Annotated in this window: 15 protein-coding genes and 1 pseudogene; 14 read left to right on the forward strand and 2 right to left on the reverse strand. The window is 71.6% G+C overall.

The genetic code is table 11. From position 1 onward, the window contains the following. The first annotated feature begins 61 nt into the window (after positions 1-61). The 6 genes from panD to SLINC_RS29155 all read left to right on the forward strand — a co-directional run bounded on the left by panD (position 62) and on the right by SLINC_RS29155 (position 6665). Positions 62-514 carry an aspartate 1-decarboxylase gene (gene panD, locus SLINC_RS29130; RefSeq protein ID WP_067438918.1) on the forward strand — a complete coding sequence of 151 codons (453 nt, stop codon included), beginning with the start codon at positions 62-64 and terminating at the stop codon, positions 512-514. Next, positions 514-1884, forward strand: coding sequence for a DUF6002 family protein (locus SLINC_RS29135; protein WP_067438922.1), 1371 nt, complete (start codon positions 514-516; stop codon positions 1882-1884). Before panD ends, SLINC_RS29135 begins: the two co-directional genes overlap by 1 nt. Next, a complete protein-coding gene (locus SLINC_RS29140) occupies positions 1881-3077 on the forward strand; it encodes a GNAT family N-acetyltransferase (protein ID WP_067438933.1) in 1197 nt (398 codons plus the stop codon). Before SLINC_RS29135 ends, SLINC_RS29140 begins: the two co-directional genes overlap by 4 nt. Before the next feature lie 78 nt (positions 3078-3155). Continuing rightward, positions 3156-4394, forward strand: coding sequence for an MFS transporter (locus SLINC_RS29145; protein WP_067438934.1), 1239 nt, complete (start codon positions 3156-3158; stop codon positions 4392-4394). Continuing rightward, the gene (locus SLINC_RS29150) at positions 4391-5269 is read left to right on the forward strand and encodes an LLM class flavin-dependent oxidoreductase (RefSeq protein ID WP_067438937.1); all 879 of its coding nucleotides are present in this window, start codon (positions 4391-4393) and stop codon (positions 5267-5269) included. The genes SLINC_RS29145 and SLINC_RS29150 overlap by 4 nt, the downstream gene beginning before the upstream one ends. A 163-nt stretch (positions 5270-5432) precedes the next feature. Continuing rightward, positions 5433-6665, forward strand: coding sequence for a sensor histidine kinase (locus tag SLINC_RS29155; RefSeq protein WP_159425369.1), 1233 nt, complete (start codon positions 5433-5435; stop codon positions 6663-6665). Here the strand turns inward: SLINC_RS29155 and SLINC_RS29160 are convergent. Together SLINC_RS29160 and SLINC_RS50480 are read right to left on the reverse strand one after the other, a co-directional pair. Further along, positions 6606-7211 carry a response regulator transcription factor gene (locus SLINC_RS29160; protein ID WP_067438943.1) on the reverse strand — a complete coding sequence of 202 codons (606 nt, stop codon included), beginning with the start codon at positions 7209-7211 and terminating at the stop codon, positions 6606-6608. The two genes, SLINC_RS29155 and SLINC_RS29160, sit on opposite strands and share 60 nt — an antisense overlap. Before the next feature lie 264 nt (positions 7212-7475). Beyond that, positions 7476-7571 (reverse strand): annotated as a pseudogene (locus SLINC_RS50480) (integrase core domain-containing protein); the annotation flags it as partial. Positions 7572-7698: 127 nt separating this feature from the next. Here SLINC_RS50480 and SLINC_RS29165 point away from each other — a divergent pair. The 8 genes from SLINC_RS29165 (at position 7699) to SLINC_RS29200 (ending at position 16357) form a co-directional block, all read left to right on the forward strand. Continuing rightward, positions 7699-8529, forward strand: a complete 831-nt coding sequence (locus tag SLINC_RS29165; RefSeq protein ID WP_067438946.1) for an oxidoreductase — start codon at positions 7699-7701, stop codon at positions 8527-8529. Positions 8530-8602: 73 nt separating this feature from the next. Then, complete coding sequence (locus tag SLINC_RS29170; protein ID WP_067438949.1) at positions 8603-10825, forward strand: DEAD/DEAH box helicase; 2223 nt, start codon at positions 8603-8605, stop codon at positions 10823-10825. A 131-nt stretch (positions 10826-10956) separates the two neighbouring features. After that, positions 10957-12519 (forward strand): S8 family peptidase, encoded by a 1563-nt coding sequence (locus tag SLINC_RS29175; protein ID WP_067438952.1) that lies wholly within the window; start codon positions 10957-10959, stop codon positions 12517-12519. 195 nt (positions 12520-12714) lie between these two features. Next, complete coding sequence (locus SLINC_RS29180; RefSeq protein ID WP_067438955.1) at positions 12715-13848, forward strand: DUF4190 domain-containing protein; 1134 nt, start codon at positions 12715-12717, stop codon at positions 13846-13848. Between the two features lie 181 nt (positions 13849-14029). After that, positions 14030-14782: a GntR family transcriptional regulator gene (locus tag SLINC_RS29185; RefSeq protein WP_067438958.1), complete on the forward strand. Its 753-nt coding sequence runs from the start codon at positions 14030-14032 to the stop codon at positions 14780-14782. A 359-nt stretch (positions 14783-15141) separates the two neighbouring features. Next, complete coding sequence (locus SLINC_RS29190; RefSeq protein WP_067438961.1) at positions 15142-15333, forward strand: SPOR domain-containing protein; 192 nt, start codon at positions 15142-15144, stop codon at positions 15331-15333. 34 nt (positions 15334-15367) lie between these two features. Next, positions 15368-15775: a (deoxy)nucleoside triphosphate pyrophosphohydrolase gene (locus SLINC_RS29195; protein WP_067438964.1), complete on the forward strand. Its 408-nt coding sequence runs from the start codon at positions 15368-15370 to the stop codon at positions 15773-15775. Positions 15776-15925: 150 nt separating this feature from the next. Continuing rightward, entirely contained in the window at positions 15926-16357 is a 432-nt protein-coding gene (locus SLINC_RS29200) for an ATP-binding protein (protein ID WP_067438967.1), read from the forward strand. The last annotated feature ends 49 nt before the right edge of the window (positions 16358-16406 follow it).

The raw sequence follows: 16406 nt of genomic DNA on the forward strand, positions 1-16406 counted from the left end.
CTCCACAGGGCCGCCGGAGGCTGAGGCGCACCCCACCCGCGTCCGAAGGGATGAGCAGGACATGATGCGCCATCTGATGAAATCGAAAATCCATCGTGCCGTCGTCACCCAGGCCGATCTGCACTATGTCGGCTCGCTCACCATCGATCAGGACCTCATGGACGAGGCCGGGCTCCTTCCGGGCGAACTCGTGCACGTCGTGGACATCGACAACGGAGCCCGGCTGGAGACCTACGCCATCGCCGGTGAGCGGGGCAGCGGCGTCATCGGCATCAACGGCGCCGCGGCGCGCCTGGTCCACGAAGGTGATCTGGTCATCATCATCAGCTACGCCCTGGTGGATGAGGCAGCCCTCGAAGGATTCAGCCCGCGGGTCGTCCATGTGGACCGGTGCAACCGGATCGTGTCGCTGGGCGAGGACGCCGCGGAGCCGGTTCCGGGTTCGTACGAGGTCCGGGGTGATCTGCTCGCCGCCCTGCAGACGGGCGGACCGGCCGTTACGGAGGGCCGCTGATGACCAGTGCCATCGGCCTGCGCTCCGGCGTCCGGCAGTTCGACGCGCCTTATGCCGAGTACGCCGAGCGGCTGCGCCGTGCCATGAAGACGGTCGCCGCCTCCCGGGCGCCGCAGGATCGTTTCGAACCGGGCTACGAACTTCCCTCGCCGGACTCCCGGCTACAGCGCTTCTTCGCCGCCGCCGCGATCCGGGTGTCGGACCTGGGCAGTTACCGAGGCCGGCAGCTGCGCCTCCTTGACCTCATGAGCAATCCGGCGACCCGCACCACCAAGACCCTCGCCTCGCTGCTCATGGTCGCCCGGGCGGTGCAGCACATCCGCACCACCGCCGAGCCCGTCATGATCGTGACGCCGTCCTCGGCCAACAAGGCGACGGCGCTGCGGGACGCGGTGGCCCGGGCCATCGACTGCGGCCTGGTCACACCGGACGAGCTGCAGATCACGGTGATCGTGCCGGCCGCTGCTCGGCGCAAGCTGTGGGCCTCCCCGCTCTCCGGTTCTCCCGAGCTCGCCAGGCGCAATCCGGTGCTGACCCACGACGGTTCGGAGCGCTCCGCAGTCAAGGAACTCGCCCAGGAGTTCACCGATGGCTGGTACGCCAGTCCGCCCCAGGGCGTACGCCACCGCCTGTGGTACACCCTTGACCTCGACAACTACCGGGTGGCCGACACCATCCGGGCCTTCGTGGAACACGACGCGCTGCCCGCGCCGCTGCCCGGCGGACGGCTGCACGCGCACGCCGTGTCCAGCGCGTACGGCCTGCTCGGCCATCACTTCGGCCATCAGATGCTGCGCGAGGAGGGCCTGGCCGACGATCCGCCCCACTACTTCCTCGTCCAGCATCTCGACACCCCCGACATGGTGCTGAGCCTGCACTTCGGCTCGGTGTCGCGGGAGAACCTGCCGGAGTACTCCCGCGCCCCCGGCGGGCTGCTCACGCAGTCGGCCGATCCGCGCTTCCCGCAGACCACAAAGGCGCTGGACGAGTGTCTGGAGCCCACCTTCTACACGCGGGCCCCTGTCACCTCGGCGGAGATGAACCGACTGATCCGCACCCACGGCGGCGGGGGCATCGTCGTATCCGGGCACGAGTGCCTGACCCGGTACCGCGAGATCCGGCGGCTGACCGCGCGCGCCGGCCTCACGCTGCCGTCCGACCCGGCAGAGCTGCGCGAATGGTCACTGGTGATGGCCTTCACCGGGGTGCTGTACGCCATTGACCGGGGCCTGGTGGCAGAGGAGGACATCGTGGTGCACGGCTCCGGCAGCTACTCCGCCGCCGACTTCGTACCGCTGCCCATGCGGCTCCAGCGTCAGGTCGGCGACGCGGACGAGGTGCGTACGGCCGTCCTGGAGTCACTGTCGTGAGCCCGCCGGTCACCGCCGGGTGGCAGCGGTTCCGGTACGCCTGGGAGAACGGTCCCGGACTGCCCGCACGGCTGCACGCCGCCGCCGACCGCCTCGCGGTCCGCTGCGACGTCACGCTCTCCCGTGCTGCCGAAGGCCCCTCGTTCGCCTACGTCGGCCTGCCCCGCTCGGAGCACCATGTGCTGCCGTTTCTGGAGCAGCAGCGCAGCCGGGAGTTCGGCGGCCCGGATCCGGTCCGCGAGGTGCTGGGCCGGCGACCGTGGACGGCTGCACTGCGGGAGGCGGCCCACTCGGCGGACATGGTGTTCGCCGGTTGCGGGGAAGGCCGACTGCGGGCACTGCGCGCCACGCCCGGGCTGCTGCCGGACACCCACTCCGCCACCGGCCCCGTGCTGCCCTTCCGGCTCCATCTGATACTCCCTGTGGAGGGCGGCAGTGCGGCGATGCTGCGCCGGGTCTCGGGCAATGAGCGGCGGCAGTTCACCAAGCAGCTCGCCGAACACGGCTGGCAGTGGGAACCCGCCACCGGCCGGGACGACTTCGACTACTTCTACCAGCGCATGCATCTGCCGACGATGCACGGCCGGCACGGCGAGGACACCCGCAGCCTGTCCGAACGCATGGCCCGCGAGGTGCTGCTGCGGGACGGCCGGCTGTTCTTCGTCACCCGGCAGGGCGAGCGCGTCGCCGGACTGCTCTGCCACGGCGGGCAGCCCGGCCGGCCGCTGACGATGCGGCTGCTCGGCGTGCTCGACGGCGCCCCGGAGCACTACCGCACCGGAGTGGTGAAGGCCGTGTACTACCTGTGCGTGGACTGGGCCTGCGCGAACTCGGTCCCGGTCATCGACATGTCGGGCACCGAGCCGTTCCTGAGCAAGGGGATCGTTCAGTTCAAGCGCCGCTTCCACCCGCGGGTGGCGCTGCCGCCGGGCCACCACGCCCGGCGCAGGCTGTGGCCGGCCGCCCTCCGGGACACTGCCGAGGTGCGGGCGTTCCTGGTGGCCAACCCGTTCCTCGCGCTCGGCGAGGACGGTGCTCCGAGCGCCGTGTACCCGTACGACCGCGACCGCCCCGCCCGCAAGGACCTGCGGGCCGGGTTCGCCGGACTCCCGGAGGACCGGCTCCTCGACCTCGACGAGTTGTTCGCCCGTACGGCCCCGGCAGCCGTCACCGCCGGTGCCGCCGGTGACTGAGAGCCTGTGTCATGTCCCCGGCCGCGCACCCGGCCGGGGACATGACACAGGCTCTGAGAGCCGACTGCTGGAGGCACCGTGATCACCCAGGCGCTGTCCGAGTCCCGCAGCCGCGGCCCGCTTTCCGGGCTGCTGCCCGCAATTCCCCCCGTGGCCCGGGTCCTTGTCGCCACCTGCCTGGCCTTCGCCGCGGTCGGCATCCTCAACCCGGTGCTGCCCCGGTTCGTGGACGAGGACCTGGGCCGGGGACCGGCGGAGATCGGCGTCGCCACCGGCGCTTACGCACTGGCCACTCTGGTGGTGAGGCCGCCCAGCGGTTTCTGGGTGGACCGGGTGGGTCACCGGGTGGTCTTCCTCGCCGGTGCGGCAGGGCTCCTCCTCACCCAGTGGCTGTATCCGCTGTGCCCCTCGTACACCTGGATGCTGGTCGACCGGCTGGGCGTGGGCGCCGCCCTGGCCCTGGTCTTCGCCGCCGCGCCGGCCTGGACGGTGGCGCTGGTCCCGCAGACGCGCGGCCGCTGGGCGCTCGGCTCGGTCGGGGTGAGCACCGCACTGGGCCAGGCACTGGCGGCACCGCTCGGCGACCAGCTCTACCGGTTGGGTGGCCATCCCCTGGTGGCCTGGGGAGCGGCGGGGCTGGCGGCAGCCGCCGGACTGGTGGCCGCCACGGTCCGGCCGGGAGCCCGCCGCCCCGCGCAGAACGACGGCAGCGGTACGACTTCAGGCCGCCTGGGGTGGTGGCACGACGGGGTCAGGCCGGCCCTGCTGCCCGGCTGCAGTCTGATGCTCAGCTACTTCGGCTATTCCGCCCTGCTGGCCTTCTCCGTGCTCTCGTTGGAGGAGCGGGGCGTGTCGGGTGGCGCGATCGTGCTCACCGCGGTGGCCGTCTCCGTCGTGGTCATCCGGCTGGCCACCGGACGGCACGTCGACCGGATGCGTCCGTCGGTGATCCTCCCGGCCGCCGGAGCCGTCGAAGCGGCCGGCCTGCTCCTGCTCGGCCATTCGTCCGCGCTGTGGACCGCCGCCCTGGCCGGAGTGCTGATCGGCGCGGGCTGCTCGCAGATGTTTCCGGCGCTCGGCGCCGAGGTGCTGGAGCATGCCGAACGCAGCGGACGCCAGGCGTCCATCGCCGTCTTCGGTTCGTTTCTGCAACTCGGCCTGGCCCTGGGCGGAGCCGTACTCGGCAGCCTGGTGACACTGTTCGGATATCCCGGCATGTACGCGGTAGGGGCGGTCTGCGCGCTCGTCGGTGCCTTCGGCGCCTCGGCCCGACTCGAACTGCGCCGCCGTACCCGCTCCCCCGGAGGGACCTCGTGAAGTTCGGTGTGCTGATCCTCCCGGAGGAGCGCTGGGAAGCGAGCCGCGACCGCTGGCTGGAAGCCGATGAACTCGGCTACGACCACGCATGGACATACGACCATCTGTCCTGGCGCACCCTGCGCGACGGCCCCTGGTTCGGCGCGGTTCCCGTCCTGGCGGCCGCCGCGGCGGTCACCCGGAGGATAGCCCTCGGCCCGCTCGTGGCCTCACCCAACTTCCGCCATCCGGTGACCTTCGCCAAGGAACTCCTCACCCTCGACGACATCTCCGGCGGCCGGATGATCGTGGGACTGGGCTCCGGGGCCCCCGGCGCCGACACCGCAGTCCTGGGGGAGGACGCCCTGTCGCCCTCCGAACGGGCCGACCGCTGGAGTGAGTTCGTCCGGTTCACGGACGAACTGCTGCGGGAGCCCGCCACCACCCGGCGGGGAAACCACTACACGGCCGTCGACGCCCGTATGCACCCGGGCGCTCTCGCCCGCCCCCGGCCGCCCCTGGCCCTGGCTGCCGCAGGGCCCCGCGCCATGGCGCTGACCGCGCAGTGCGCCGACATCTGGATCACCATGGGCAGTTCCGGCCGGCGAGACGCCCGGCCGTCGCTCGACGAGGCGGTACGCCAGCTGCACCGGATGCGCCGGATCTGGGCCGATGCGGGGCGGGACCCGGCTGACCTGCGCTCGCTGGTGCACGCCGGCCGGGTAGGTGCTCCACTGCACGACACCGGGGCTTTCGGGGAGTTCGCCGCGGCCTGCGCCGAGGCCGGCTTCACCGATCTGGTACTGCCCTGGCCGCGCAGCTCCGGAGTCTTCGAGGGCTCCCCCCGGCTCGTGGCGGAGGTGGCCGAGCGGGTGATGCCGACGCTCCGGGGGTGAGAACAAGCCACGGTACTGGCCTGGCTGGCCAGGATCAGACCCGGAAGAAATGGCCATTCATAGGTACACTCCCTCTGGCTGTTGCTGACACGCCCGGGGGGGCAAGATGGCGAGCACGCTCAGCGGGTGTACTGGCGAGTCATCGGGGGAGCCCGATGATGTGTTGTCCGGGGCGAGTGGGCTGGCCCAGCGCAAGGAACGGGCTCCACTGGTCGCCGTCGGTGTGGCCACAGCAGTGATCGCCTCGTTCTACGTGCTGGCGGTGCTGGCCGTATCGGCTCTCGAACTGCCCGTCTGGCGTACCGTTGAGGCCGTGGCCCTGCTCACCTGCGTCGCCGCCCTGCAGCTGCTGCACTCCTCCCGGACCACTCACCCGCTGATCAAGCAATTGGTGCCGTGGACGCTCCTGCTCCAGGCGGCCCTCATCGCCGTGGGCTTTCTGGAGTTCCATACGGCCTGGAGCGGGGTGCCCGGCTTCCTCTGCGGCTCCCTGCTGCTCCAACTCCGCTGGCCCCTGGCCTGGTCACTCACCGCCGCCGTGGTCGCGGCGCTGGATGTGGCGGAAATCCTGCTCGGGCTCCCCGTACTTGAGATCGTGTACGTCTCGCTGTCCACCCTGATCACCGGTCTGGTGCTCTTCGGGCTGGCCTGGCTCGGCCAGCTGGTGCACGAGGTGCACGCGGCCCAACGGGAGCTGGCCCATGTGGCGGTGCTGAAGGAACGGCTGCGCTTCGCCCGCGATCTGCACGATCTGCTCGGCTACAGCCTGTCGAGCATCACCCTGAAGTCCGAACTTGCCCACCGGCTGCTGCCCTCGGAGCCCGAACAGACCCACCGAGAGCTCCGGGAGATCCTGCAGATCTCCCGCGAGGCGCTGGCCGACGTGCGCGCGGTGGCGAGCGGCTACCGCGCCATGTCGCTGAGCCGGGAGATGGCGATGGTGGAGTCGATGCTGTCGGCCGCGGGCATCCGCTCCGACTTCACCTGGGAGATCACCACCCAGCTGTCCGGAGAGACCGACACCGTGCTCGCCACCGTGCTCCGGGAGGGCATCACCAACATGCTCCGCCACAGCACAGCCGAGACCTGTACGGCCAAGGCCGTACAGACGGCCGGAGCGGTCCGGCTCACCCTGGTCAACGACGGGGTCACCCGGCAGGCGCAGCCGGATCCGCTGGGCGGCAGCGGACTGGGGAATCTCTCCGCCAGGGTTGCGGCGCTCGGCGGGACGCTGTCCGCCGCCATGGGCGAGGGCGGGCGGTTCCTGCTGGAGGCAGAGGTGCCCCTGCACGGTGCGGGGGGGAAGACCGAGCCGGCCCGGCCCTGGGCACCGGAGTCAGAGCCAGCCGGCTTCCCGGGCGATCCGGATGGCATCAACCCGGTTCCTCGACTGTAGTTTCAAGACGATGTTGGAGAGATAGTTCCGTACCGTCCCGGGCGCCAGGCAGAGGTGCCTGGCGATTTCCGCCGGTTCCTCGCCGTCGGCCGCCCGGGCCAGTATCTGGATCTCGCGCGGGGTCAGCGGACTCGGACCGGCATCGAGGGTCGCGAGAGCCAGTTGGGGATCGATGATCCGCTCGCCTCTCGCGACCCGGCGTATCGCATCGACGAGTGCCTCGGGGTCGAGGTCCTTCAGCAGAAACCCGGACGCCTTCACGGCCATCGCCCGCTGCAGATTGCCCGGACGGCCGAGGCTGGTGAGGAAGATCGTCCGACATTCCGGGAGCCGCTCGCGCAACTCGCCGGCCGCGGTGATCCCGTCGACGTCCGGGAGGTCGATGTCCAGGACCGCCACATCCGGCTTCAGCGCCAGGGCTCGTGGAATGATGTCGCGCCCCGACGCGACCTCGGCCACGACGTCGATGTCGCCCTCCAGAGAGAGCAGCGACACCAAGGCCCGGCGGAGCATGTGGACATCTTCCGCAATCAATACCGAGATCAACGCTGTTCGCTCCACTCATGCGACCGATGAGGCGAATACCAGCTCTTCGTTCGAGCGGTGCCGCGCCCGGTTCCCGCGCTCTTCGGGCCGCGGCTTCTCTCACCTGGAGGGTGGTGCGGGACGGCGGATGTCACCGGCAGGCCGGCGCACCGGCCACCTTCGAAGACCCGTTCGTACGGACCGGATGCTATCGGGTCGCAACCCGCTATGTAATGAGATGGAGGTGTTCCGGTTCGGTGGTCGGGGCAGGGGTGCGGCGCTGTTGAGGGCGCGGTCGAGGAGTTCGCGGCGGCAGGTCTGCACCCAGCGCTCCGTGATCGGGTTCATGCGCGGTATGCGTACGCCGCTGAGCACGAGTTGGGAGCGGGGAGTGGTCTTCGGCAGGTTGTGAGACCGGCCCGCTCCGAGACCCGGCACGCCCCCGCGAACTAGCCTGGGCGAGAAGGCCGTTGAGGACATGGTGACGTCGCACAGGACGGGGAGCGATATGAACAGGGTCTGGCTGGTCACCGGTGCGAGCAGTGGGTTCGGGCGGGCTATCGCGGAGGCGGCGCTCGCGGACGGGGACTTCGTGGTCGGGGCGGCGCGTCGGACGGAGGCGTTGGACGAGCTGGTGGCGGCGCACCCCGGGCAGGTGGAGGCGCTGCGGCTGGACGTGGCCGACACCGCGGCCGCCGAGGCGGCGGTGCGGGACGTGGTGGCCCGGTACGGGCGCGTGGACGTGCTCGTCAACAACGCGGGCCGGACGCACGTCGGGGCCTTCGAGGAGACCGGTGAGCGGGAGCTGCGGGACCTGTTCGACGTGCATGTCTTCGGGCCCGCCGCGCTGGTGCGGGCGGTACTGCCGTCGATGCGCGAGCGCCGCTCGGGCGCGATCGTGCAGATGAGCAGCATGGGCGGGCAGATGTCCTTCGCGGGCTTCTCGGCGTACAGCGGAACCAAGTTCGCCCTGGAGGGCATGTCCGAGGCGCTCGCGGACGAGGTGCGGGAGTTCGGCATCAAGGTGCTGATCGTCGAGCCGGGCGCCTTCCGTACCGCCCTCTTCGCGACCGACCGGGCCGGCACGAGCGCGGACAGCGGCGTCTACGGCAAGGTCAGCCAGACCAGGGGAGCGGTCGCCGGCGGTGACGGCTCCCAGCCCGGCGACCCGGCCAAGGCGGCCGCGCTCATCCTGGCCGCCCTCCAGGCCGACCCCACCCCGCTCCGCCTCCCCCTCGGCGACGACGGCGTCACCGCCGTCCTCGGCCATCTCGACCAGGTCCGCGAGGACATCGCGGCCTGGGAGAAGCGGACCCGGGCGACGGCCTTCGACGGCTGACGCGATCGGGCCCGTTGTCAGTGCCGGGTGCGACCATGGCCGGCACGGAGGAGGACAGGACACGAGGGGCGTCATGGCGAAGGTCGAAGGGGCACCATCCACAGGGGAGGCGTACGGCGTCGCCCCGCCCGTGGGCCGTCGTGTCCGGGACCTGCACACGCAGGGTGTGCGGCTGTACGACGCCGCCCGCACCCTGCGCGCCGACCACGCCCGTGCCCTGGAGGCGGTCCGCTCGGCCCTGAAGCCCCTCAGGGACGACCTGGTGGCCCAGGAGCTGGAGTCCATCCCGGTCTCCCGGCTGAAGGACGTCACCGAGGGGCGGCTGCGGCTGTCGGCCATCGAGGCGGCGGGCTTCGGCTCGGTGCGCGCGGTGCACGACGCCAGCCGGTTCGACCTGCGGCAGATCCCCGGCGTGGGCGCCCAGACCGCCGACCAGGCGCTCGCCGCGGCCCGGCAGATCGCGCGGGCGGTCCAGGAGACCGTCTCGGTGCGGATCGACGTCGATCACCCCGAGCCCAGGACCGCCGCCCTGGTCCTCGCCCTGTACCGGCTCGTCGAGGCCGGCCCCGAGCTGCGCCGCTGCCTGGACACCGCCGACCGGCTGCACGACCGGCTCGGCGAGCTGCTCCCCGCCGTCCTCCCGGCCACCGGCCGGCTGCGGCTGGCCCTGTCCGGGCGGCACCGCCGGGAGGCCGCGCTCGCGGCGGCCGTGGAACTGCGCGCGCTCACCACCGAGGCGGCCCGGACGGACGTACGACTGCTGCTGACGCAGGCATCGGCCGACCTGCTGCGCGAACCGGCCTCCGAGATCGAGGCGTGGGTCGATTTCGAGCTGCGCTCCGCCGAGTACTACAGCCAGCTCGCGGAGGTGTCCGCGCACCGCACGGACACCGCGGCCGCCGAGGGGTTCCTGCCCGCGGAGGTGGCCGAGCGGGTGCACGCCCAGCCGCTCGACGACACCCACCGCCGGGTCTCGCTGCGCGGCTACCAGTCCTTCGGCGCCCGCTTCGCCCTCGCCCAGCGCAGGGTCGTGCTGGGCGACGAGATGGGGCTGGGCAAGACGATCCAGGCCGTGGCCGCGCTCGCCCATCTCGCGGCCGAGGGGCACGCCCACTTCCTGGTGGTGTGCCCGGCCAGCGTGCTGATCAACTGGACGCGGGAGATCCGTTCCCGCAGCACCCTCAGAGCCCTCCCGGTGCACGGACCCGAGCGCCAGGACACCTACGCGGAGTGGCGCGAGCGCGGCGGTGTCGCCGTCACCACCTTCGACGTGCTGCACACCCTGCCCGAGCCGGACGGCACCCGGCCCGGCCTGCTCGTCGTCGACGAGGCCCACTACGTCAAGAACCCCGACACCCGCCGGGCGAAGTCGGTCGAGGTGTGGACGCGGCGCTGCGACCGCGTCCTGTTCCTCACCGGTACGCCGATGGAGAACCGCGTCGAGGAGTTCCGCACCCTGGTCCGTTACCTCCAGCCCGAGCTGGTCCCGGTCATCCGCGACAGCGACGCGGTCGCCGGACCGCACACCTTCCGCAAGGCGGTCGCGCCCGCGTATCTGCGCCGCAACCAGCAGGACGTGCTGACCGAACTGCCCGCGCTGCTGCATGTGGACGAGTGGGAGGAGTTCAGCGCCGCCGACGAGGACGCGTACCGGGCGGCGGTCGCCGCGGGGAACTTCATGGCGATGCGCCGGGCCGCGTACGCCGACCCCGAGAAGTCCGCCAAGCTCCAGCGGCTGTGGGAACTGGTCGGCGAGGCCGAGGTGAACGGCCTGAAGGTGGTCGTGTTCTCGTACTTCCGCGATGTCCTGGAGAAGGTCCGGGGCGCCCTCGCGCACCCACAGGACGACCTCCTGGGCAAGAGCGTGTTCGGGCCGATATCCGGCAGCGTCCCGGCCGCCCGCCGGCAGCGCCTGGTCGACGACTTCACGGCCGCCGAGGGCCACGCGGTGCTGCTCTGCCAGATCGAGGCCGGCGGGGTCGGCCTCAACCTCCAGGCCGCCTCCGTGGTCGTACTGTGCGAGCCGCAGGTCAAGCCGACCCTGGAGCACCAGGCCGTGGCCCGCGCCCACCGCATGGGCCAGGTCCGCCCGGTCCAGGTGCACCGCCTGCTGGCCACGGACAGCGTGGACGACCGGCTGCTGCACATCCTGGAGAGCAAGACCCGCCTCTTCGACGCGTACGCCCGCCGCAGCGACACCGCGGAGGCGACCCCGGACGCGGTCGACGTCTCGGACGACGGCCTGGCCCGGCGCATCGTGGAGGAGGAACAGCGCAGGCTGGCCGGGCAGCTCTGAAGCGCATCCGTGCAGGGCCCTTGTGCAATTCCTGTGCAGGCCTCAATCTTTCGGCGGGCGCCCAGCCGCACACGCGGGCGTCCCGTCCAAGATTGACATGAGCATGCTACCGATCGAGGAGGATCCCTCAGATGGCAGTGATGCGTCACCGAAGATCCGCGACTCTCGCCGCGGCGGCCCTGACCGCCGCGCTCGCCGCGAGCCTCGTCTCCGCCCTCCCCGCCCAGGCCGCCCCGCAGGGCGCCGTCCAGTACGAGGGCGCCGCGAACGCGGTGGCCGACAGCTACATCGTGACCCTCAAGTCCGGCGCCGCCCGCGCCGGTTCCGCCGAGGGCCGGGCGCTGGCCGCGCGGTACGGCGCCGACATCGAGCGGACGTACGCCAAGGCCCTCAACGGCTACGCGGTCGAGGCCTCGGCCACCGAGGCGAAGCGGTTCGCCGCCGACCCGGCCGTCGCCTCCGTCGTACAGAACCGCACCTTCCGCATCCAGGCGACCCAGCCCAACCCGCCCTCCTGGGGCCTGGACCGCATCGACCAGCGCAACCGCCCGGTCGACAGCTCGTACACCTACCCGGACTCGGCCGGGGCGGGCGTGACCGCGTACGTCATCGACACCGGTGTCCGCATCACGCACGGCGACTTCGGCGGCCGTGCCTCCTACGGCTACGACGCCATCGACAACGACAACACCGCCCAGGACGGCCACGGCCACGGCACGCATGTCGCGGGCACGGTCGCCGGCAACGCCTACGGTGTCGCCAAGAAGGCGAACGTCGTCGGCGTCCGCGTGCTCAACAACTCCGGTCAGGGCACCACCGCCCAGGTCGTCGCCGGCATCGACTGGGTCGCGGGCAACGCGGTCAAGCCGGCCGTCGCCAACATGTCCCTCGGCGGCCCCGGCGACACCGCGATCGACACCGCCGTACGCAACGCCATCGCCTCCGGCATCACCTTCGCGGTCGCGGCGGGCAACGAGTCCACCAACGCCTCCACCCGGTCCCCGGCCCGGGTCGCCGAGGCGATCACGGTCGGCGCCACGACCTCGGGCGACGCCCGCGCGAGCTACTCCAACTACGGCACGGTCCTGGACCTGTTCGCCCCGGGCTCGTCCATCACCTCGGCCTGGCGCACCAGCGACTCGGCCACCAACACCATCTCCGGTACGTCCATGGCGAGCCCGCACGTCGCCGGAGCGGTCGCGCTGTACCTGGCCGACAACCCCTCGGCCACGCCCGCCCAGGTCTCCACGGCACTGACCACCGCCGCGACCCCCGGTGTCGTCACCGGCCCGGGCACCGGCTCGCCCAACCGGCTGCTGTACGTCGGCGGCGGCACGACCACCCCGCCCGGTCCCCGCTTCGAGAACACCGGGGACCACGCGATCGGCGACAACGCCACGGTCGAGTCCCCGGTGACCGTCTCCGGCGTCAGCGGCAACGCGCCCTCCGCCCTCGCGGTCGAGGTGCACATCGTCCACACCTACATCGGCGACCTCCAGGTCCAGTTGGTCGCCCCCGACGGCACGGCGTACACGCTCAAGGGGTACGGCACCGGCGGCAGCGCCGACAACATCGACACCACGTACACGGTGAACGCCTCCTCCGAGCCCGCCAACGGCACCTGGCGGCTGCGGGTCGGCGACAACGCGGCACAGGACGTCGGACGCGTCGACGCGTGGGCGCTCCAGTTCTGATCCGGTTCTGATCGCCTTCTGATGCACCGCCGGCTCCGGCGGTGACCCTCGTCCTCGTGACGGGCTTCGGCCCGCCGCGAGGACGAGGTGCGTTCACGGTCGGCGCTCATGATCGGCGCTCCACCCTCACCGCAACCGCGCTTACCATGCGCCTGTCATACATCCGTTCCGCCGTCGAACGCAGGAGCACGGCTCGTGTCCATACCCCCGCCCCCTGGGGCCCCGCAGCCGCCGGAGGGGCCGTACCAGCACTACGGCCCGCCCTATCGGACGTGGGGGCAGGGCTACAGCCCGTACACCCGCCCCTCGCCGGTCAACGGGGTCGCCATCGCCGCGCTCGTGCTCGGCCTGCTCTGCTTCGTGCCCGCCGCCGGGCTGGTGCTCGGCGTGATCGCGCTGGCGCAGATCAGGAGGAAGGGCCAGAGCGGGAAGGGGATGGCGATCGCCGGGGCGGTCCTGTCGTCCGTGGGGCTCGCCCTGTGGGTGGTGACGCTCGCGACGGGCGCCGCGTCCGGGATCTGGCGGGACGTCAAGGACGGCACGCGCGGCAACGCCTCGTTCTCGCTGGTCGAGGGCGAGTGCTTCGACGTCCCGGGCGACTCGCTGGAGGGCCTCACCTACGACGTCGACCGGGTGTCCTGCGAGGGCGGGCACGACGGCGAGGTCTTCGGCGCCGTCACGATGAGCGGCGGCTCCGCCTTCCCCGGCGACGACGCCGTCACCGAGGCCGCCGACGAGAAGTGCACCCCGCTGGAGGAGAAGTACGTCCGGGACAGCTGGGCGCTGGACGGGGTCGACGTGTACTACTTCGGCCCCACCCGGCAGAGCTGGCGCTGGGGCGACCGCGAGATCGCCTGCATCTTCGGCAACACCGACGACCGCGAGACCCTCACCGGCTCGCTGCGCGTCGACGAGACTAGCCTCGACGCGGACCAACTCGCCTTCCTGGACGCGATGGACGCCGTCGACGCCGTGCTGTGGGAGGAGCCCGAGGAGTACCCCGAGGACGACCTGCGGGCCAACCAGGACTGGGCCCGGGACGTCCACGGCGTCCTCGGTGAGCAGACCGGGGCCCTGCGCGGGCACACCTGGCGGACCGGAGCCGAACAGCCGGTCGCCGCCCTGGTGAAGGAGATGGAAGCGGCGCGCAAGGACTGGGCGAAGGCGGCCGACGCCCGCGACTCGAACACCTTCTACACGTCCTCCGCCAACGGTTACGGGTACGTCGACGGTCCCACCACGGTCACCGCACGCAGGGCCCTGGGCCTGGCCACCACCCCGCCCTCGGACGAGGACTACGGCTCGGGCGGCGACAACCTGAATGTGTAAGGCCTGAATGTACAGGGGCGGCTCAATGTGTAAGAGCGGCTCTATACGGAGAGAAAGTGCCTGCGTAAAGCCCTTCACGGGTACAAGTCATCACATCGAGTGATTCTCTGGCCTTTGCTTGCATGGCGGAACCCACGGTTGCCAGGCTGTTGCTGTCTGTACAACCTGATGGGAGCGGCCAGTGACATTCGGTGAGCAGCCGGCGTACCTGCGCGTCGCCGGGGATCTCCGCAAGAAGATCGTCGACGGTTCGCTGCCACCGCACACCCGCCTTCCGTCCCAGGCCAGGATCCGCGAGGAGTACGGCGTCTCGGACACGGTGGCGCTGGAGGCGCGCAAGGTGCTCATGGCCGAGGGGCTGGTCGAGGGCCGTTCCGGCTCCGGGACCTATGTGCGTGAGCGGCCCGTGCCCCGCCGTGTCGCGCGCTCCGGGTACCGGCCGGTCAACGGCGCCACCCCCTTTCGGCAGGAGCAGGCCGACGGCGAGGCGCGCGGCACCTGGGAGTCCAGCAGCGAACAGGCCGAGGCGAGCGTGGCCGTCGCCGAGCGGCTCGACATCCGGCCCGGCGACCGTGTGATGTGCACCCGGTACGTCTTCCGGGACGCCGGCGAGGTCATGATGCTCTCCACGTCCTGGGAGCCCCTCGCCGTCACCGGCCGCACTCCCGTGATGCTGCCCGAGGAGGGTCCGCTCGGCGGTATGGGCGTAGTCGAGCGCATGGCCGCCATCGACGTGATCGTGGACAACGTCACCGAGGAGGTCGGTGCCCGCCCCGGCCTCGCGGAGGAACTCCTCGCCCTCGGCGGTGTCCCCGGCCATGTCGTGCTGGTCGTCCAGCGCACGTACTACGCCTCGGGCCGCCCGGTGGAGACGGCCGACGTGGTGATCCCGGCCGACCGGTACCGGGTCGCCTACCACCTGCCGGTGAAGTAGGCCGCTTGCCGGTGACGGGGCGTGCGCCTTCGTCCCGGCGGCGCACGCCCTCAAGGCACTTGCCTCGGGCGAAGGCCCAACGGGCGCCCGCGGACGCTGCGTTGGTATCCGGCCGTTCTCGCAGGTCGACATGGCTGCCCGGGGCGCCCCGCTGACCGGATGCGTCGACATGTCCCGGGGGCGCGTTCGGCGATGCACGCCCCCCAATGGGCCGGTCCGTCCTGGCTGGTTGCGTACCTCTTTGTGAAAAGCCGTGTTCGCTGCGTAAAGGTTGGGCGTAGGCTCGGGCATATGCGCATTGCGGTTTCCTTATCGGGTGGGGCGCGGCACTCGTCGCGGACGGGAAGTGGAGGGGCGCGATGAACGACGGCACGATCACTCTTCCCTGGCTCGTCATACGGCAGGACGACAACGGCAACCGCTACCGCGTGGGCCGGTACGCGACCCGGGCCGAGGCCCAGAAGATCGCGGACAGCCTCGACGGTCGCGGCCACAAGCAGCTCTACTGGGTCGAGCGGATAGGCCAGAACGGAACCGGCGCCGTCGACTGATCGCCGGTGCCCGCGCTCCCGTAGGCTCCGGCGCATGACGGAACGGATCGTGGTGGGGGCCGCCCTGATCGAGGGCGGCCGCGTGCTCGCCGCGCGGCGCAGTGCGCCTGCCGAGCTGGCCGGGCGCTGGGAGTTGCCCGGGGGCAAGGTCGAGCCGGGCGAGACGCCGGACGCCGCGCTGGTGCGGGAGCTGCGGGAAGAACTCGGCGTCGACGCCGAGGTCGGTGAGCGCGTACCGGGACAGTGGGCGCTGCGGCCGCCGTACGTGCTGTGGGTGTGGACCGCGCGGTTGCTTCCCGGGTCCGCCGAGCCGAAGCCGCTTCAGGATCATGACGAGCTGCGGTGGCTTTCCCTGCGGGAGCTCTGGGACGTGCGATGGCTGGAGCAGGATGTGGCCGCGGTGCGTGAGGTGGCTGTGCGGTTGGGGCCGGGGAGTGCCTGAGCGTCGGCCAGGAGCCCCGCGCCCCCGAAGGGGGTCGCACTTCCCCCGTTTTTCAACGTCACGTACGCCGTTTGTGCCACAGTGCGCTGCCCGGGGCGGTAATGCCTCCGTGATATCGGGTATGTGCCCATTAACCCCAAGAAACCGGACATGGGTGAGTGGCTGGCCCGGGATGTGATCGGCGTGACCGACGGCGAAGGCGACTGCGCCGGGTGGAGTTTCCCCGCGGACCCGGGGGCCGTGCGGGCGGCGCGGAACGCGGTGCGGCAGCAGCTGGGCGTGTGGGGGCTGGACGGTCTGGCCGACCTCGCGGTCCTGCTGGTCAGTGAGTTGGTGACCAACTCGCTGCGGCACGCCAGCGGCCCGATCGGGGTCCGGCTGGTGCGGCCCGCGGGCCTGGACCGGGTGCTGCTGGTGGAGGTCTCCGACCCGCTGCCGGATCCGCCCCGCGAGCGGGCCGCGCGTCCCGACGACGAGAGTGGCCGCGGACTGCACCTGGTGGCGCACTCCTCCCGCCGGTGGGGCACCCGCCCCGGGGCGGCGGGCAAGACGGTGTGGTTCGAGCTCGGGGTGCCCGAATGAGATCGGAAGGGTGCCCGAATGGGACCGGAGTGGAGGACGAGTCGGGACT

It is taken from the genome of Streptomyces lincolnensis (assembly GCF_001685355.1).
Taxonomy (GTDB): domain Bacteria; phylum Actinomycetota; class Actinomycetes; order Streptomycetales; family Streptomycetaceae; genus Streptomyces; species Streptomyces lincolnensis.

Excerpts from the sequence above, each read along its gene's own strand:
- panD (WP_067438918.1), top strand. The coding sequence starts at position 62 with ATGATGCGCCATCTGATGAAATCGAAAATCCATCGTGCCGTCGTCACC.
- SLINC_RS29135 (WP_067438922.1), top strand. The coding sequence starts at position 514 with ATGACCAGTGCCATCGGCCTGCGCTCCGGCGTCCGGCAGTTCGACGCG.
- SLINC_RS29165 (WP_067438946.1), top strand. The coding sequence starts at position 7,699 with ATGAACAGGGTCTGGCTGGTCACCGGTGCGAGCAGTGGGTTCGGGCGG.
- SLINC_RS29170 (WP_067438949.1), top strand. The coding sequence starts at position 8,603 with ATGGCGAAGGTCGAAGGGGCACCATCCACAGGGGAGGCGTACGGCGTC.
- SLINC_RS29175 (WP_067438952.1), top strand. The coding sequence starts at position 10,957 with ATGGCAGTGATGCGTCACCGAAGATCCGCGACTCTCGCCGCGGCGGCC.
- SLINC_RS29190 (WP_067438961.1), top strand. The coding sequence starts at position 15,142 with ATGAACGACGGCACGATCACTCTTCCCTGGCTCGTCATACGGCAGGAC.
- SLINC_RS29195 (WP_067438964.1), top strand. The coding sequence starts at position 15,368 with ATGACGGAACGGATCGTGGTGGGGGCCGCCCTGATCGAGGGCGGCCGC.
- SLINC_RS29200 (WP_067438967.1), top strand. The coding sequence starts at position 15,926 with ATGGGTGAGTGGCTGGCCCGGGATGTGATCGGCGTGACCGACGGCGAA.